Annotated in this window: 15 protein-coding genes and 1 riboswitch; of the genes, 6 read left to right on the top strand and 9 right to left on the bottom strand. The window is 36.1% G+C overall.

Features of this window, described 5'->3' with window-relative positions:
• The first annotated feature begins 13 nt into the window (after positions 1 to 13).
• A complete protein-coding gene (locus tag F0362_RS02005; protein ID WP_000217535.1) occupies positions 14 to 709 on the top strand; it encodes a hypothetical protein in 696 nt (231 codons plus the stop codon).
• Between the two features lie 215 nt (positions 710 to 924).
• On the opposite strand, the gene F0362_RS01995 is transcribed toward F0362_RS02005, so the two are convergent.
• The gene (locus tag F0362_RS01995; RefSeq protein WP_000582098.1) at positions 925 to 1632 is read right to left on the bottom strand and encodes a M48 family metallopeptidase; all 708 of its coding nucleotides are present in this window, start codon (positions 1630 to 1632) and stop codon (positions 925 to 927) included.
• Positions 1633 to 1726: 94 nt separating this feature from the next.
• Positions 1727 to 2245, bottom strand: coding sequence for a YehS family protein (locus F0362_RS01990; protein WP_001251732.1), 519 nt, complete (start codon positions 2243 to 2245; stop codon positions 1727 to 1729).
• A 114-nt stretch (positions 2246 to 2359) separates the two neighbouring features.
• Between F0362_RS01990 and F0362_RS01985 the strand changes: the two genes are divergently transcribed.
• The gene (locus F0362_RS01985) at positions 2360 to 2599 is read left to right on the top strand and encodes a hypothetical protein (RefSeq protein ID WP_000924185.1); all 240 of its coding nucleotides are present in this window, start codon (positions 2360 to 2362) and stop codon (positions 2597 to 2599) included.
• Positions 2600 to 2756: 157 nt separating this feature from the next.
• Here the strand turns inward: F0362_RS01985 and F0362_RS01980 are convergent, their stop codons facing one another.
• The 3 genes from F0362_RS01980 to rlmD form a co-directional block, all read right to left on the bottom strand.
• On the bottom strand, positions 2757 to 4772 hold the full coding sequence (locus tag F0362_RS01980) for a GAF domain-containing sensor histidine kinase (protein WP_000947549.1): 2016 nt from the start codon (positions 4770 to 4772) through the stop codon (positions 2757 to 2759).
• A gap of 213 nt (positions 4773 to 4985) precedes the next feature.
• On the bottom strand, positions 4986 to 5975 hold the full coding sequence (locus tag F0362_RS01975) for a tRNA dihydrouridine synthase (RefSeq protein ID WP_000566715.1): 990 nt from the start codon (positions 5973 to 5975) through the stop codon (positions 4986 to 4988).
• 161 nt (positions 5976 to 6136) lie between these two features.
• Entirely contained in the window at positions 6137 to 7513 is a 1377-nt protein-coding gene (gene rlmD, locus F0362_RS01970; protein WP_000105007.1) for a 23S rRNA (uracil(1939)-C(5))-methyltransferase RlmD, read from the bottom strand.
• 121 nt (positions 7514 to 7634) lie between these two features.
• A riboswitch (purine riboswitch) is annotated at positions 7635 to 7736 on the top strand.
• A gap of 202 nt (positions 7737 to 7938) precedes the next feature.
• On the opposite strand from rlmD, the gene F0362_RS01965 reads away from it, so the two are divergent.
• The 4 genes from F0362_RS01965 (at position 7939) to F0362_RS01950 (ending at position 13051) form a co-directional block, all read left to right on the top strand.
• On the top strand, positions 7939 to 9135 hold the full coding sequence (locus F0362_RS01965; protein ID WP_001200495.1) for a NupC/NupG family nucleoside CNT transporter: 1197 nt from the start codon (positions 7939 to 7941) through the stop codon (positions 9133 to 9135).
• Positions 9136 to 9337: 202 nt separating this feature from the next.
• A complete protein-coding gene (locus tag F0362_RS01960) occupies positions 9338 to 10447 on the top strand; it encodes a polysaccharide deacetylase family protein (RefSeq protein ID WP_000760986.1) in 1110 nt (369 codons plus the stop codon).
• Positions 10448 to 10622: 175 nt separating this feature from the next.
• Positions 10623 to 11705 (top strand): polysaccharide deacetylase family protein, encoded by a 1083-nt coding sequence (locus F0362_RS01955; RefSeq protein WP_001233762.1) that lies wholly within the window; start codon positions 10623 to 10625, stop codon positions 11703 to 11705.
• A gap of 116 nt (positions 11706 to 11821) precedes the next feature.
• Entirely contained in the window at positions 11822 to 13051 is a 1230-nt protein-coding gene (locus F0362_RS01950) for an aminopeptidase (RefSeq protein WP_000007350.1), read from the top strand.
• Between the two features lie 44 nt (positions 13052 to 13095).
• Here F0362_RS01950 and F0362_RS01945 read toward each other — a convergent pair whose 3' ends face one another.
• From F0362_RS01945 to F0362_RS01930, 4 genes are all read right to left on the bottom strand, one after another.
• Complete coding sequence (locus F0362_RS01945) at positions 13096 to 13584, bottom strand: DUF4352 domain-containing protein (protein ID WP_097859656.1); 489 nt, start codon at positions 13582 to 13584, stop codon at positions 13096 to 13098.
• Positions 13585 to 13716: 132 nt separating this feature from the next.
• Positions 13717 to 14040, bottom strand: coding sequence for a DMT family transporter (locus F0362_RS01940; protein WP_000641000.1), 324 nt, complete (start codon positions 14038 to 14040; stop codon positions 13717 to 13719).
• Between the two features lie 47 nt (positions 14041 to 14087).
• Positions 14088 to 15539, bottom strand: coding sequence for an NADP-dependent succinate-semialdehyde dehydrogenase (gene gabD, locus F0362_RS01935; RefSeq protein WP_000358974.1), 1452 nt, complete (start codon positions 15537 to 15539; stop codon positions 14088 to 14090).
• Positions 15532 to 16899: a sigma-54 interaction domain-containing protein gene (locus F0362_RS01930; protein WP_000225130.1), complete on the bottom strand. Its 1368-nt coding sequence runs from the start codon at positions 16897 to 16899 to the stop codon at positions 15532 to 15534. The genes gabD and F0362_RS01930 overlap by 8 nt, the downstream gene beginning before the upstream one ends.
• Between the last annotated feature and the right edge of the window lie 109 nt (positions 16900 to 17008).

The following is a 17008-nucleotide window of genomic DNA, read 5'->3' as shown; positions in this document are numbered from 1 at the left end:
GGAGGACTAACGCATGACTGTTCTATATGAAGGAACATTAAAACAAAACGAACAACCATTTCACGTTACATTACTATCAAGAAAGCACATCGAACAAATTTTATCATTACAAAACATTATAGTTGAAGCGTTGGAAGATAAAAGTCGTTTACAACCACTCTCACAAGAAGAATTTCAATATATTCTAGAAGGAAACGGCATGATGATTGGCGCTTTTATCGAAAATGAACTCGTCGCATTTCGTGCTCTACTCGTCCCTCCTATCGACGATGAACATTTAGGACTCGATATCGGATTACACGAAAGCGAACTACAAAGAGTTATCTATCAAGAAATCTCAAACGTTCATCCGAACTGCCGAGGAAATGGGATGCAAAAAACATTAGCAAAAGTCATTATGGAAGAATTGCAAAAAGAAGATAGCAAATATGATTATGTATGTTGCACCGTTGCTCCTTTTAACATTCCAAGTTTGAAGGATAAGTTTGCGCAAGGGATGGAGATTGCTGCGCTGAAAGAGAAGTATGGTGGTAGTATGCGGTATGTTTTTGTGAAGGAATTGCGCAGAGATAAAGAAAGAGATTGGACAGATGTTCAAAGTATTCTAATGAGTGATGCTAATGGACAGCAGGCTTTGCTTTCGGAGGGGTATCGTGGGTATGAGATGGAGAAAACAGCAGATACTTTCATTGTGAAGTTTGGGCGATAATCTATATGCTCGAAAAAAGGGGATGTCCCTTGTGACATCTCCTTTTTTCGATCCTTTGAACAATTTTGTGGTAAATGAAATTATATCAACGATTTTTCGAATATATCTATCATAACTTACAATATATCAACGGTTTTTCAAATATATCTATCAAAACTCACAATATATCAACGATTCGACAAGGAATATCGATTTACCGACAAAAATCGATATTCCTAAATCGTCATCTTCCAACTAGATAACGCTAACCAATTCTCCATTTCCTTATAATCAGGCATTATCTTTCCGACAAGGCGCCAAAAAGAACGATCATGATTTAAATGAACCATATGGCACATTTCATGAACAACTACATAGTCAATCACTCGCTGTGGTGCCATCGCTAGCTTCCAATTAAATGTTAATTGTAAATTAGAATCACAAGTTCCCCACGTACGACTACTATCTGTAATACGAATAGATCGCGGTTTTGTTTTAAAATTACTTTGATGCGCTTTAATACTCTTCTCTACTAGCGCTTTACACTGCTTATAATAAAATCGTTTTAAAGCTTGTTGTATTTTCTCATCCTTAAGCTCTTTCACATAAATATGTAGCTTATCCCCTTCAAACACTGCATTGTCTTGCTCCATACTTGTATCTTGAGAAATCTGTATCGGATACGTACTTCCTAAATACAGAAATTCCTCTCCTTGATCATAATCTTTTTCCTGTGGTCCAAGCACTCGCTCCTGCATTTCCTTACGGGTTCTCTGAATCCAATCCCACTTCTCCTCTAGCAACTGGACTAAGTATTCAACAGGTGTCCCTTTTGGAGCTTGCACTTCCACATTTCCGTACGAATCTACAAAAAGACGCACGGACTTTTTCTTCTTATAAGTTATATGAAAATTAATTGTCTCACCTAAATATGTATGTATCATTTCATCACCTAGCGTATTATTTTACAAATAAAAAAGAGTAGGATACAAACGTCCTACTCTACTTATTATATCATTTACTGCTTTAACAAACTCATTATCCTCTATACTTTACAGCTAATCCTTTAATGAAATTCCTTGCGTATCTATCGCCGCACTCTTTGTAATTCTTATGGCCTTTCTTTCTTAATAAGGCGCCTAATTCTCCTTTTGTCACCGTAACTCCTACGCTATCTAATATATCAAGCACATCCTCAGTCGTTAACGATAGTGCAATTTTCATTTTCTTTAGAAGAAGGTTATTGGCACTCTCCTTGCTCTGTACAGGTGCCGGTTGTCCTGGTTTCGGATCTTGCTTTCCTCTTTTTAAAGTAATAAATCCATTTAAAAATGCCTCTAACATCATCATATCGCATGTTTTTACGTACTCATCTTCGATTATATCAGCATCTTCAGGTTCATGCTGAGGAGCTCTTTTTATTTTTGTAAGCATATCAACTACGTCTTCTTTCGTTACTTCCATCCCGCCAAGTTTAAAGATTTCCACCATATCTATATCTCTTATATCTAAAGCATATCTTACTCTCTTTAATATATCGTTGTTGCTCATTGCCATTGTTTTGCCTCCTGAAATATTGATTATAGTAATGCTTTTAGCATGTATAAATTAATGTCGTCAAGTTACTACTTTAACATTTTAGGGGGAGGTTTTGTAGTCTTAGGTGGATTAATGCTTTTGGGGATGATTTTAAAACAGCAACATATGTTGTTTAGGCACTTGGTATTATCCATTTATACCCAATTAAATTATTTAATTGGGTATAAAAATGCTGAACGAAATTTCGGACATGAGGACCCAATGCTAACAGAATATACATATGGAGAGTCAGGAGCTAATACCGAAAAGCTCCTAAAAGTACAGAAGGGAGATTCACTATTAATTAACACACTTGAAAATGGACTAACCTAATATAGGTTAGTCCATTTCTTTTTATGCAACTCTAATTTAGTGGGCAACTCAAACATGAATGTTACGCAAAATTCAGGTGAAATATATTGATTATGTTTACTTAGGTTTTACTTTTTATTTGCGTTACGGTTCACCGTAACTAATCTAAACGAGGTTATTATTTATTATTTGCATAGTTAAATTTAGCAAAAAAAGTCGTGCCTTCCGATCCTGTTTGAATTTCTATTTTTGCATTATGACGGGCAGCAATGGCATAACATATACCTAGCCCCAATCCAGTTCCATTATCTTTGGTCGTGTAAAATGGAGTACCCAGTTTCTCTAATACTTCAGGTCTGATACCTTTTCCTTGATCACGCACTGCAAGCACCACACAATTTTGACCTTCCTTGTAGGTACTGATGGTTAGAACTTGCCCTGTGCTCATCGCTTCTAAGCCATTACGGTATAGGTTTATTAATAATTGCCGTATCTCGTTACGATTTAAAAGTAATTCCGGAATGTCATTTGTATCGACTTGAATATATTTATTTTGATTATGCGTATCAATCTTTATTAAAGGAATCGTATCATGGATAATTAAATTTAAATCTAACATCTGCAAATCCGATTTCTTTGTATTACCCATTGAGAGAAATTCAGTAATAATAGAATTGGAGCGGTCAAGTTCTTCTATCATTAAATTAAAGTATTTATTATGTTTCTCATAGATGTTCTCTTCTTTTAATAACTGCAAAAATCCTCGTACTGTTGTCATTGGATTTCTAATCTCATGGCTAATACCTGCTGCCATTTGCCCTATTAAATCTATGTTTGATAACCTTTTCAATTCCTGCTCATATTGCTTTTTTTCCGTTATGTTTTTAAAAATACAACAAATACCATCATCATACGGGTATGCACTAACTTCGTACCAATATTCATCAGATATAGAAAGAAATTCGAAATGAACTGTAGTTCGCTCTGACATTGCACTATGAAATTCCTTATACATAACTGTGTCGACGCTACTCGGGAAAACCTCCCGTATATTCTTGCCTAATACATCTTTTGCTGTTTTTCTTTGTGGAAAATATTGATGCTTATTTACGTACGTAAATTCCCATTTATTATTCAAAGTAAAGAATCCATCCGTAATACTTTCGATCACACTTGTAACTTTTTCATTAGCAGCAGCTAGTTCTCTCGTTCGCTCTTCCACCATGCTTTCAAGTTGATCCATATATAACAAGTTTGAAAACGTAGGAGCTGTGGCATCAACGATAGATTTTGCCAATTGAATTTGGGAATTATCGTAATTATAAAATTTTCCCTCTTTACCAACAACAATTACCCCTAATACTTCTCCCATTGAAACCAATGGGATCATCAAAAGACCCTTACTATCTATATTTTTTGTTTGAATAACCTCTTGGATTTTGGCGTCATAGCTTTTTTCCATCCAATCCACTTCTGTCCAATTACAGTCCTTACTTAACTTCGTTGTTTTAATCGTTTTTTTGTCTAACGGGTCTAAAAGGTGGGCAGCCACGTTTTTACTCTCTAAAATCTGTCCTAAGTAAAAAAAACATTTATCAAAACTCTCCTGTATCGAGGAACACATTGATAAATCACGGGTAACATTTAGTAACAACTGCTTCTCGGCAATAAGGTTTTCCTTTTGTGTTAAATTATTTGCGTTTTGAATTGCGACCGCAGCCATATTTACATAAGCTTCAACACTTTGAATTTCTGAATCTGTTAAGTTCATTGGAGTTCCATAATCAAATAAAAAAACCAGACCAAATAACTCTTGCCCGAATGAGATAGGCAAGGCTAATAAGGACTTAATTTTGAACGCATCAACTGGTCTAGGATCCGGCCGATGATCCTTTGAGGTATCAGGAATATAGATCGTTTTTTTGGTTTCAATAACTTCTTTTGCCAGTAAGTCTATTTCAGGATCAATTACTTGCGTATCGAGCGTTACACCATTTATGGTCTCTGGTTTTCCTGCAAACCCTCTAAATGTTCCATCTTCCTGGGGTAAATAAATTCCAACAGCATTGCACCTAACAATCTCCTCTGATATCGCCATTGTTACACGCTGCAATACTTCACGTAGTTCTAATTTTGTATTTATTATTTTTGTTATATTCGCGAGCCTAGAATATCTCGCCTGATCACTTAACATTCACATGGCCTCCAATTATAGGCATAATAAAATAAACATGATAATATCAGTGAAAATCAAGATCAACCTGCCATTTCCGATTTTCTCCTGTATTCTTTTCTTCCCCCTGTTTTACATAGAATACCTCAATTACTTATGATACAGCTCACCTTAATTAAACTGAAACAAACGCTCATAAAATCGATACACCCCAGCAGCTCTAACTTTCAAAAGTTACACTGTTTCACTATCTCCAGCCGTGTTAACACTTGCCTCAAACTTATCAAGCAACGCACGCACCTCATCAGTCGATTTCGTGCTCATCAATTGATTTCTTAGTTCCGCAGCTCCAGGGAATCCTTTTACATAAATTTTGAAGAAGCGATGAAGTCCCGTGATTGAGCGTGGCAGTACTTCTGCATATTGATCTTGTAAATCAAGCTGTAGTCTTAAAAGATCTAAGTGTTCTTTACTGCTATGCTCTCTTGGCTCTTTTTCGAAAGCAAACGGATTTTTAAAAATACCTCGCCCGATCATAACGCCATCAATACCGTATTTTTCAGCAAGTTCCATTCCAGTTTGACGGTCAGGAATGTCTCCATTGATTGTTATTAACGTATTTGGTGCAATGCGGTCACGTAATTTTTTAATTTCCGGAATTAGTTCCCAGTGCGCATCTACTTGGCTCATTTCTTCTCTTGTACGTAAATGAATAGAAAGGTTTGCAATATCTTGTTTAAAAATATGCGTTAACCAATCTTCCCACTCACTTAACTCTTTAAAGCCAAGTCGCGTTTTTACGCTGACAGGTAATCCGCCCGCTTTTGCTGCTTGAATTAATTCTGCTGCAACGTCTGGACGTAGAATAAGGCCGCTACCTTTTCCTCTCGATGCTACATTCGGTACTGGGCATCCCATATTAATATCGATACCTTTAAATCCTAACTCTGCCATACCTATACTCATTTGACGAAAATATTCAGGATTATCTCCCCAAATATGTGCTACCATTGGTTGTTCATCTTCTGTAAAAATTAAACGGCCACGTACACTTTTCATACCTTCTGGATGGCAATAGCTATCCGAGTTTGTAAACTCTGTGAAGAATACATCCGGTCGGCCAGCTTCACTTACTACGTGACGGAAAACGACGTCTGTCACATCTTCCATTGGTGCAAGTACGAAAAATGGTCGTGGTAATTCACGCCAAAAATTATCTATCATTTCAAATTCAAATCCTCTCATTATGAATGCAATTTCAAACTCTCAATTTATAATTTGTGAAAATCAGCAATATTTATTTTAACTAAAATCGCTTATGAATGGTATTTTTGTAAAGCAAAAAGCAGATGGTATAGATTTTTCCTATATCAACTGCTTTTCTATTATACCAACTTAAGCCAAGCCACACACTCCACATGAGTCGTATGCGGGAACATATCAACAGGCTGTACTTCCTGTGTTTTATATCCGCCTTCTTCTAGTACTTTTAAGTCGCGTGCTAATGTTGCTGGGTTACATGATACGTATACGACGCGCTTTGGTTTCATGTCGATGATTGTGTTTAATAGCGCTTCGTCACAACCTTTACGCGGTGGGTCTACGACCATTGTGTCGGCGATTACGCCTTCTTTGTACCATTTTGGAATGACTACTTCTGCTTCTCCTACGCCAAATTCAGCGTTTGTCATGTTGTTTAGTGCTGCGTTACGGTTTGCGTCTTCGATTGCTTCTGGGACGATTTCAACGCCGTACACTTTTTTCGCTTTTTGCGCTAGGAATAAAGAGATTGATCCGATTCCGCAATATGCATCAATTACTGTTTCGTTACCATCTAACTTTGCGTATTCTAGCGTTTTATCGTATAGCACTTTCGTTTGTTCTGGGTTGACTTGATAGAATGAACGTGCTGAAATCGCGAATTTAATGTCACCGATAAAGTCATAAATATATTCTGATCCGTACAGTACTGTCGTTGTATCACCGAAAATAACGTTTGTTCGTTTCGTATTTACGTTTTGAACGATTGATTTTACTTCTGGGAATTTCGCTGCAATTTCCTCAATGATTGCTTTTTTGTTTGGTAATTCTGCTGTACGTGTAATGAAGACAAGCATAATTTCCCCTGTTACTTGTCCGTAGCGAGCCATTACGTGGCGTAGTGTTCCTTTGTTACGCTCTTCATTGTATGCCGAGATACCATGTTTCTCACAAATACGTTTCACTTCTTGAATTAATGCATCGTTTTCTTCTGCCTGAATTAAGCATGATTCCATATTAATGATGTCATGCGTTCCTTGACGATAGAAGCCAGCTACAAGTCCGCCTTCACGTTCCCCAATCGGTACTTGTGCTTTATTACGGTATACCCATGGGTTTTTCATGCCTAGTACAGGATGAACAGGGACATCGCTTAACCCGCCGATACGCTGCATAACGTCACGTACTTGTTTTTCTTTCGCTTGTAATTGTCCTTCATATGTTAAGTGCTGAAGCTGACAACCGCCGCACTGGTTGTATACTGGGCATTCTGCATCTTTACGATACGGGCTCTCTGTATGAAGTTTTATCAAACGACCAAACGCGAAGTTTTTCTTCACTTTAATAATTTTAATTTGTGCTTCTTCACCTGGTAGTCCGTTTTTAACGAAAATAGGATAACCCTTTATTTTCGCAACACCGGCACCATCGTGTGTTAAATCTTCAAATACTACATCTATAAACTCGTTTTTTTCAACTGGTGGCGTCATTTTTGTACTCATTTTCCGACCTCTCTTTTTCATAACACTGCGTTACATTTTATCATACTTATATGGTCTATTTCTATTGGAAGAAAAAAAGCTATTGACGATAGTTCTCTAGTAATGTTACGCTACTACTAATTTAATACGGACGATGTTACCTCATATATACTCGATAATATGGATCGAGAGTTTCTACCCGGCAACCTTAAATTGCTGGACTATGGGGAAAACTAATGAATATTAGCCTATGCGCAAAAAAGGACTCATATTGATTAGCTTTCTCTCATAGATGAAAGTGAATCCATATGGGTCTTTTTTTATTTTTACTTTTCTAAAAGGTCAGACATCTTACGTATGACATAAAACCTCTTTGTTTTATTTTTAGTAATATAACGAGCGTTTTATGTACAAACTTTATACGAACTTCTGAAAGGGGCAACTACATGCAATATGTAATGAGCATTATCGGTATTCTTGTCGTTTTAGGTTTATGTTTTGCTTTGTCAAACAACAAAAGTAAAATCAACTTCCGCGCAATTGCAATTATGATTGGTTTCCAAATTTTAATCGGTTGGTTTATGTTTGCTACAAAGGTTGGTCAACAAATCATTATTTTCATTAGTAAAGTTTTCAACAAACTAATTAAACTTGGTACGACAGGTGTCGATTTTCTCTTTAATGGGATTCAAAGAGATTTTGTCTTTTTCTTAAATGTATTATTAATTATCGTATTTTTCTCAGCACTACTTTCGATCTTTAGTTATTTAGGTGTTTTACCATTTATTGTTCGCGTTGTCGGCGGTGCAATTTCAAAAATTACTGGTTTACCACGCGTTGAATCATTCCACGCAGTAAACTCTGTATTCTTCGGTTCAAGTGAAGCGTTAATCGTTATTAAAAATGATTTACAGCATTTTAACAAAAACCGTATGTTTATTATTTGTTGTTCTGCGATGAGCTCCGTTTCTGCTTCTGTTACAGCATCATACGTAATGATGTTAGATGCGAAATATGTACTAGCTGCTCTTCCGCTAAACTTATTCTCAAGCTTAATCGTTTGTTCGTTATTAACACCAGTTGATACGAAAAAAGAAGACGAAGTGATTCAAAAATTTGATAGAACTCTATTTGGAGACAGTTTTATTGGCGCAATGATTAACGGTGCGCTTGACGGGTTAAAAGTAGCTGGGATCGTTGCTGCATTAATGATTGCTTTCATCGGTGTTATGGAAGTTGTAAACTACGTAATTAGCGCAGCTTCAGGTGCAATGGGACATGCTATTACGTTACAACAAATCTTCGGTTATATACTTGCTCCATTCGCATTCTTAATGGGTATTCCAACTCAAGATATTATCCCAGCTGGTGGTATTATGGGTACGAAGATTGTATTAAACGAGTTTGTAGCAATCCTTGATTTAAAAGAAACAGTTACAACATTAGCTCCACGTACAGTTGGAATCGTTACAGTATTCTTAATTAGCTTCGCAAGTATTAGCCAAATTGGTGCGATTGTTGGTACAATCCGTGCCCTTTCTGAAAAACAAGGAAGCGTCGTATCTAAATTTGGTTGGAAAATGCTATTCGCGTCAACACTTGCTTCTATTTTATCTGCGACAATCGCTGGATTATTTATCTAATAAAAAACTCCACCTTACTTCTATTTTTCTAAATGAAGTTTGAGTGGAGTTTTTTACTATCTTCTATATATAAACTACTCCAAAAAAACGTAAGACCCCTTTCCGAATTATTCCAAAAATGTATTCCCCTATATATTCTATGATGATATGATGGACAAGGGTATAAGTGACTATAATTAAAACACAATAGAAGGATGATAGAATGAAGAAATATACATATATCGCTTTACTTTCCTCTGCTATTCTCGTAGGTTGTAACACTAGTAATGCTAGTGATAAACAAATAAAAGAAACAACAGCGGAACAAGCAGTTGAACCAAAAAAAGCACAAGCAAAAACAGTAGAAATCCCTTTAACGCAAGGGGCTATCACATGGGATTCGTATGAATATAACGCACAAAACACCACGCTTTATACAAAAAACTTAAGAGATTCATTTAAACAAGTACGTTACAATATTTGGCGTACTGCCGATGGACCTGAAAGCAAACAAACTTTTACTTCACAAGAAAAAGATCGTGATTTTGCCCTCCCACTTCATTTAAAAACATTTCATTTAAAACGTGGAGAATTTCAAATTGAAACAGTAGGGATTAAAGAAGATAATACGGAAACAAATCTAGTAACATCTAAAATTACATTCCAGCAACATGTACCATTTTTGATGTATCATGCGATTGAAAAATACCCTGGACCAGGTGATGGTGATTACGGCTTATACGTACCGCCTGAACAATTCGAAAAACATATGCAGTATTTAAAAGATAACGGTTATACGATGCTCACATTTGAACGTTGGAATGATATAAACCGTGTTAATAAACCTATTTTTATAACAATGGATGATGGTCGAAAAAATAATATGAATGCTCTTCATGTTTTACAAAAATTAAAAGATGATACATTCCAACCTGCAGCAACTGAATTTCTTACTTCAAATGAGATAGACAAACCGAACCGTCTATCAACAGATGATATAAAACAAATGATAGATTCAGGTATTTTTTCTATTCAATCTCATACTGCAAATCATACAATGATGGCTCATTCAGGTAATTATGATGAGGAATTAAGCGGTTCTAAAGAAAAAATTGAAACTCTTACCGGTAAAAAGGTCATCGCTCTCGCCTACCCAGTCGGCTCTTATAATGACCCAGCTGTCGAAGAAACAAAAAAACATTATGAGTTCGCAGTAACTACCGATCACGGCAATCATATTACAAAAGGCACCCCAAACGAGCAACTCTTAATTAAACGCCATTTTGTAGGACCTGATATGTCAATGGAGAAATTCGCATCTCTTATAAAGTAAACCATAAGATATTTTAAATCTTACTAAAAAATGAAAGAAGAGATCTGTTTACAGTCACTAACCTATCCCCCATCTAAAAATGATACGATAAACAAGGGTAAGTCCCCACCGCTCTTACAGCGGTGGGGATTTTAAATATAAGTATGCAACATACTACACAATAGAAGGTGATTTTATGAGAAAATACGCAACAATTGCTTTATGTACGTCTGCTATTCTAGCAGGATGTAATACTAGCACTATAAGTCCAGAACCTAAAAAAGAGAAAAAGGTTCAAGAAGTTAAAAAACAAGAGGAGACTGTGCAAGAACAAGGTAAAATTTCTTATAATCCGATTACACACGATTCTACAAACACAAGTATCCATATTACAGAAATAAAAGATTCTCTAACCGAAGTACAATATAAAATTTGGCGCACTGCGGATGGAAAGGAACATGCTAAATCTTTTTCTTCTAAAGAAAAGGAGAAACAATTTACACTTCCATTTGACATAAAAGAATTTGAAGGAAAACGCGGTGAGTTCCAAATTGAAGCAACAGGAGTCAAGGAAGATGGAAAAATCATCTCACTCACAAAATCTGCTATTACTTTCGAGCAAAAGGTTCCCGTTCTTATGTACCATGCAATCGATGATTATCATGGACAAGGCATTAAAGACTTATTCGTATCACCTGCTAACTTTGAAGGCCAAATGAAATATTTAAAAGATAACGGTTATACATTATTAACGTTTGAACGCTGGGGCGATATTAATAAAGTCAACAAGCCAATTTTTGTTACATTTGACGATGGTATGAAAAATAATATGACTGCATTTCATATTTTGCAAAAACTAAAAGACGATACTTTCAAGCCGACAGCAACAGAATATATGATTGTTGATAATGTCGATGTTGAAAGTTCTCTCTCTACAAATGAAATAAAGGAAATGGTTGATTCCGGTATTTTCTCAGTGCAGTCTCATACAGCAACACATGCTGATTTACCGAAGATTACAAACTACGAAGAAGAATTAAAAGGATCGAAAGAAAAGCTAGAAAAAATAACAGGTAAGCCCGTTATCGCAATTGCTTATCCATTCGGCCATGTAGATGATAAAGTCATTACAGAAACGAAGAAATATTATCAATTTGCGACGACAACAAAGCCTGGAAAGTTCATTACGAAAGGTGAACCAGATGAGTTGCTAAAAATGAAACGTGTTCGTATACACCATACAACTACAGTTGAACAGTTCGCTTCTTCCATTAAATAAATGTGAGAGCTCAATACATTTTGAGCTCTCTTTTTACTTTATATTTATATATATTTTTAGAATTTTCTTGTATTATATATAGTAAGAAATCTTTCAAACTAAAGGAGATTATACATATGTCATTTGAACAAACGTTAGAGAAGTATGCTGCCCTTGCAGTTAATGTTGGTGTTAATATTCAACCCGGACAAACTTTATCAATTAGCGCACCTCTTGAAGCTGTACAATTCGTACGCCTCGTTACAGAAAAAGCATATAAATCTGGTGCAAAACACGTATATGTTGATTGGAATGATGAGACGTTAACACGCTTAAAGTTCGATCTAGCTCCTGAAGAAGCATTTGCTGAATTCCCTTCTTGGAAAGCACATGCTCGTGAAGAATTAGCAAAAGAAGGCGCTGCATTTATGTCTATCTATGCAGAAAACCCTGATTTATTAAAAGGTGTAGAAGCAACACGTATCGCAACAGCTCATAAAGTAGCTGGTGAAGCGATGAAAGTATACCGTGATTACGTACAAGCCGATAAAGTAAGTTGGTGTGTAATTTCTGTTCCTACGAAAGAATGGGCTGCGAAAGTATTCCCTGACGTAGCGCCAGATGAACAAGAAGCAAAGTTATGGGATGCTATTTTCAAAGCTACTCGTGCTGATTTAGAAAATCCTGTAGAAGCATGGAAAGAACATGATGAAACATTACATACAAAAGTGGATTACTTAAACGAAAAGCATTATAAAGCTCTTCACTATACAGGTCCTGGAACAGATTTAACAATCGAACTTCCAGAAAAACATGTATGGGCTGGTGCCGGTAGCTTAAATGAAAAGAACGTACCATTTATGGCTAATATTCCAACTGAAGAAGTATTTACAATGCCACTTAAAACAGGTGTAAACGGCCAAGTTTCTAGTACAAAACCGTTAGTATTTGCAGGTAATATTATCGATAATTTCACGTTAACATTTGAAAACGGACGTATCGTAGACTATAAAGCTGAAGCTGGTGAAGAAGCTTTAAAACATTTAGTAGAAACAGATGAAGGTTCTCACTTCTTAGGAGAAGTAGCTTTAGTACCTCATGACTCACCAATTTCAAACACAAATGTTTTATTCTACAATACACTATTTGACGAAAATGCATCTTGCCACCTTGCAATCGGAAATGCTTATGCATTTAACTTAGTTGGCGGAAAAACAATGTCTAAAGAAGAACTTGCTGAAAACGGAGCAAACGCTAGTATCACACACAACGACTTCATGATTGGATCAGCTGAGCTTGATATTGACGGTATTACAGCTGATGGCAGACATGAGCCTATCTTCCGTAAAGGTAACTGGGCGTTTTAAATTAATTACCATAAAGAAACACATTGGATAATCCAATGTGTTTTTTATTTATTTGGTTTCAATTCAAATTTTATCGTTCTATTCTCACGTGTAAACTCCGGCCTGTATGTGGCGATATATGTATTTTCTTTATCTACATCAAATCGCATGATGTCTTGGATTTTTTCATCTGGTGCTACCTTTTTACTAATGAAGCTATCATATTTATATTCTTTAAACTTTGTACCTTTCTTATTTGTAATCTCAAATTCGTAAAATGCAAAAGTTATTTCTTTTTTACTATTATTTTTCACCGTGAAAACAATCCCTAAAATATCATCTTTCTTTTTATCTATGGTGTAATCTGGATACCCTAATTGGACTGAATCGAGAGTTACTTGCAAACCATCTACATCTACTGTCTCACCTATTTTATAAATTTTTTCTTGAACGTTCTCTTGTTTACTTTCATTACTATTTTCAGTCTCGGTACAAGCACTTAAACTAAAAACTATGCCACAAATTAAAACAATTTGACTCACCTTTTTTAACATACTTTTTCCTCCACATAAGACAACATTTCATATGTATCATAACAAAACCCTTCACACTTTCTTGTCATATTTTGTCGTATTAATTGCTAACTTCACAAATAGAAAAAAGCTATCTTCTACACAAGATAGCTCTCATGATGCCGATGATACTTTAAGTCCAATTACACCTAAAACGATAAATAAAATACAACACGCTTGGAATAAGTTAATATGCTCTTTAAAGAAGTATATACTAATAATCGTAATAAGTAGTGTCCCTAGGCCAGACCAGATCGCATAAGCAATACTTAAGTGAATCTTTTTTACAACGATAGCAAAGATACTGAAACAAATACCATAACAAACGAAAATAAGTACACTTGGAACAAGCTTTGTTAAGCCATTCGATAATTTCATCGCAATCGTTCCAGCTACTTCAAAAATAATTGTAACAAGTAATAATAGCCAATATATCATACTGGAATCTCCTTCTCTGTTACCTTATAGAGATTCTAGTGTACTACTTATAATCCTAATGAAATGTATTTGATTTCTAAATATTCCTCGATGCCGAAATGACCGCCTTCACGCCCGATACCACTTTCTTTAAATCCACCGAACGGCGCTTGTGCAACTGACGGAAGACCATCATTTAAACCGATAATACCGTACTCTAGCGCTTCACTAATTTGGAACGCTTGGCTAATATCCTTCGTAAAAATATACGCAGCTAAACCGTATGGTGTATTATTTGCACGTTCAATTACTTCTTCAACTGTTTTAAATTTCGCAACTGGTGCAACTGGTCCAAATGTTTCTTCAGTCATACAAAGCATTGTATCATTTGCCAATCCAATTACAGTCGGCTGAATGAAATGTCCATCTAGCTCTGTAACCTGTTGGCCTCCATATAAAAGTTCTCCACCTTTTTGAACTGCATCTTCAATATGTTCTTGTACTTTTGAAACTGCATTCTCATCAATAAGTGGCCCTACAGTAGTTCCCGCACCGAATCCTTCTCCGACTTTAAGTTGCCCTACTGCCTTTTGGAACTTCTCTACAAATACTTCGTATACTTCTTCTTGAACGAATACTCGGTTTGTACATATACACGTTTGTCCTGCATTACGGAATTTCGAACCAATAACGGCTTCTACCGCTTTATCTAAATCTGCATCATTCATTACGATAAATGGAGCGTGACCACCTAATTCTAATGAAACTTTTTTCATCGTTTGCGCAGCGCTAGCCATTAACTCTTTCCCAATTTCCGTTGATCCTGTAAAGGACACTTTTCGAACGCGCTCATCTTCCATCCACGTATCAGCAATTGCTTTTGCACTACCTGTTACAATGTTTATTACACCTTTTGGAATTTCCGCTTCGTGTGCTAATTCAGCTAACTTCAATGCAGTTAACGGTGTTTGACTTGCAGGCTTTACAACTGCTGTACAACCTGCTGCAAGCGCTGGAGCTACCTTTCTCGTAATCATAGCCGCTGGGAAGTTCCACGGTGTAATAGCTGCCATAACCCCAACTGGTTGCTTCATAACTAAAATACGTTTGTTCGGATGAGAAGCAGGAATCATTTCACCGTATACGCGTTTCCCTTCTTCTGCATACCATTCAACAAAGCTATTTGCATAATTCACTTCACCAAGCGCTTCTGCAAACGGCTTTCCTTGCTCCTTCGTCATAATCGCTGCGATTTCTTCTTTATTTTCATCAATAAGTGTGAACCACTTTTTTAATTTCGTTGCACGATCCGCGGCTGTTAATTTTGACCATGTTTTAAAAGCCTCATGTGCCGCATCAACGGCTTGCTTTGCCTCTGTTATCCCGCCCTTTGGTACAGTTGCAAATATTTCTTTCGTTGCTGGATTGTTTACTTCGATTTGCTCTTGCAGTGTAATCCACTCACCATTTATATACATCGCTTTTTTCTCTACATTTACAAACGTCGATTTTTTATCCAATGTTTTCTTCCTCCTCTATGAACTTCTTAATCTTCCTAGTGGCAGCAGATTGACTTATTTTTAAAAACTCTGCTACTTTATAGCTTGATCCACATGTTTTATACGCTTTTAAAATAATATTTCGTTCCACTTCTTCCAACATTTTATAGAGACTTTGACCTGACTGTTCAACTGTTGATTCCTGCATTGCTATTGGTAAATCCTCTATCGTAACGACATCGTCAGCAGTAATAACAATTCTTTCAATTACATTCTCTATTTCTCTATTGTTTCCTTCCCACGGGTATCCAACAAACATTTGTAACGTACTAGGTGCTAACTTTACATCACGTCCGTACTTTTTATTAAAGTGCTGTAAATAATGATAAACGAGTGGTAAAATGTCTTCTGTTCTTTCCCGAAGTGGTGGAATTGAAATCGGAATGACATTCAGACGATAATATAAATCTTTCCGAAATGTTCCTCGTTTCACCATCTCACTTAAATCTCTATTTGTTGCCGCTACAATTCGAACGTCCACCTTTTTTAATTCTCTTCCGCCTATAGGACGAAATGTTTTTTCTTGCAATACTTGCAGAAGCTTCGCTTGAATTTCAAGCGGCATTTCACCAATTTCATCTAAAAATAGAGTCCCTTTATGTGCTGACTCTAATAATCCCTTTTTCCCTTCACGATTTGCACCTGTAAAAGACCCACCTGAATATCCAAAAAGCTCCGATTCAATTAAATTTGTTGGCAAAGCCGCACAATTAATTTCATAGAAACTTTCATTCTTCCGGTGACTTACTTCATGTAGATGACGTACTAAGCGGCTTTTTCCCACGCCTGTCTCACCTAAAACGAGAACAGTACTATCTACCACAGATACTTTTTTAATCGTTTCTATTATTTTTTGCATAGCAATGCTTTTAAAAATAAGTCCTTCATGTTCATATGTTTCCCTTAATTCTTTTTTGTATGTTTTTAACTGATTATCCATTTCCTCTACCTTTTGTCGTAATTGATAGAGTTCAGTAAGATCTCGAGAATAACTAATCACTCTTCTTAAATTTCCCTCATCATCAAAAACTGGCCTCGTCCGAACATGTAAATACTCTCCCGATTTCGTCGTTTGAACAAGTTCAATCGGTCTCTTTTTTTCAATTACTTCTAATGTTGCAGATGGATAAAAGATTCCATCCTTTTGTAGTTCCTTTACATGTTTACCTACTAACTCTTCAGCAGCTAGTTGATAGTGCCTTTCGCATGTACTATTTACACGGACAACGATTCCCTGCTCATCTGTAACAAAAATTTCGTCAAACGCATATTCAAATACATCTTTTAAATCCATTAACACTCGTTCCTTTTCTGCAACCATCCTAGCCACCCCTAACTTCAAATCCATCGATTCACTTCACTACCTTTATTATAAAGTGAATTTTCTGCATTTTATATAGAGTCAGCTAGAATGTTTGCGATTTATCATT

Source organism: Bacillus sp. BS98 (assembly GCF_008432245.1).
GTDB lineage: Bacteria > Bacillota > Bacilli > Bacillales > Bacillaceae_G > Bacillus_A > Bacillus_A toyonensis.
Note: the sequence above shows the minus strand (reverse complement) of the source record. Positions and strands in the feature narration are given on the sequence as shown.

Coding starts and splice junctions, on each gene's coding strand:
- F0362_RS01960 (WP_000760986.1), top strand. CDS start 9,338: ATGAAGAAATATACATATATCGCTTTACTTTCCTCTGCTATTCTCGTA.
- F0362_RS01980 (WP_000947549.1), bottom strand. CDS start 4,772: ATGTTAAGTGATCAGGCGAGATATTCTAGGCTCGCGAATATAACAAAA.
- F0362_RS01955 (WP_001233762.1), top strand. CDS start 10,623: ATGAGAAAATACGCAACAATTGCTTTATGTACGTCTGCTATTCTAGCA.
- F0362_RS01995 (WP_000582098.1), bottom strand. CDS start 1,632: ATGATACATACATATTTAGGTGAGACAATTAATTTTCATATAACTTAT.
- F0362_RS01945 (WP_097859656.1), bottom strand. CDS start 13,584: ATGTTAAAAAAGGTGAGTCAAATTGTTTTAATTTGTGGCATAGTTTTT.
- F0362_RS01990 (WP_001251732.1), bottom strand. CDS start 2,245: ATGGCAATGAGCAACAACGATATATTAAAGAGAGTAAGATATGCTTTA.
- F0362_RS02005 (WP_000217535.1), top strand. CDS start 14: ATGACTGTTCTATATGAAGGAACATTAAAACAAAACGAACAACCATTT.
- F0362_RS01975 (WP_000566715.1), bottom strand. CDS start 5,975: ATGATAGATAATTTTTGGCGTGAATTACCACGACCATTTTTCGTACTT.
- rlmD (WP_000105007.1), bottom strand. CDS start 7,513: ATGAGTACAAAAATGACGCCACCAGTTGAAAAAAACGAGTTTATAGAT.
- F0362_RS01985 (WP_000924185.1), top strand. CDS start 2,360: ATGCTTTTGGGGATGATTTTAAAACAGCAACATATGTTGTTTAGGCAC.
- F0362_RS01940 (WP_000641000.1), bottom strand. CDS start 14,040: ATGATATATTGGCTATTATTACTTGTTACAATTATTTTTGAAGTAGCT.
- F0362_RS01950 (WP_000007350.1), top strand. CDS start 11,822: ATGTCATTTGAACAAACGTTAGAGAAGTATGCTGCCCTTGCAGTTAAT.
- F0362_RS01930 (WP_000225130.1), bottom strand. CDS start 16,899: ATGGTTGCAGAAAAGGAACGAGTGTTAATGGATTTAAAAGATGTATTT.
- F0362_RS01965 (WP_001200495.1), top strand. CDS start 7,939: ATGCAATATGTAATGAGCATTATCGGTATTCTTGTCGTTTTAGGTTTA.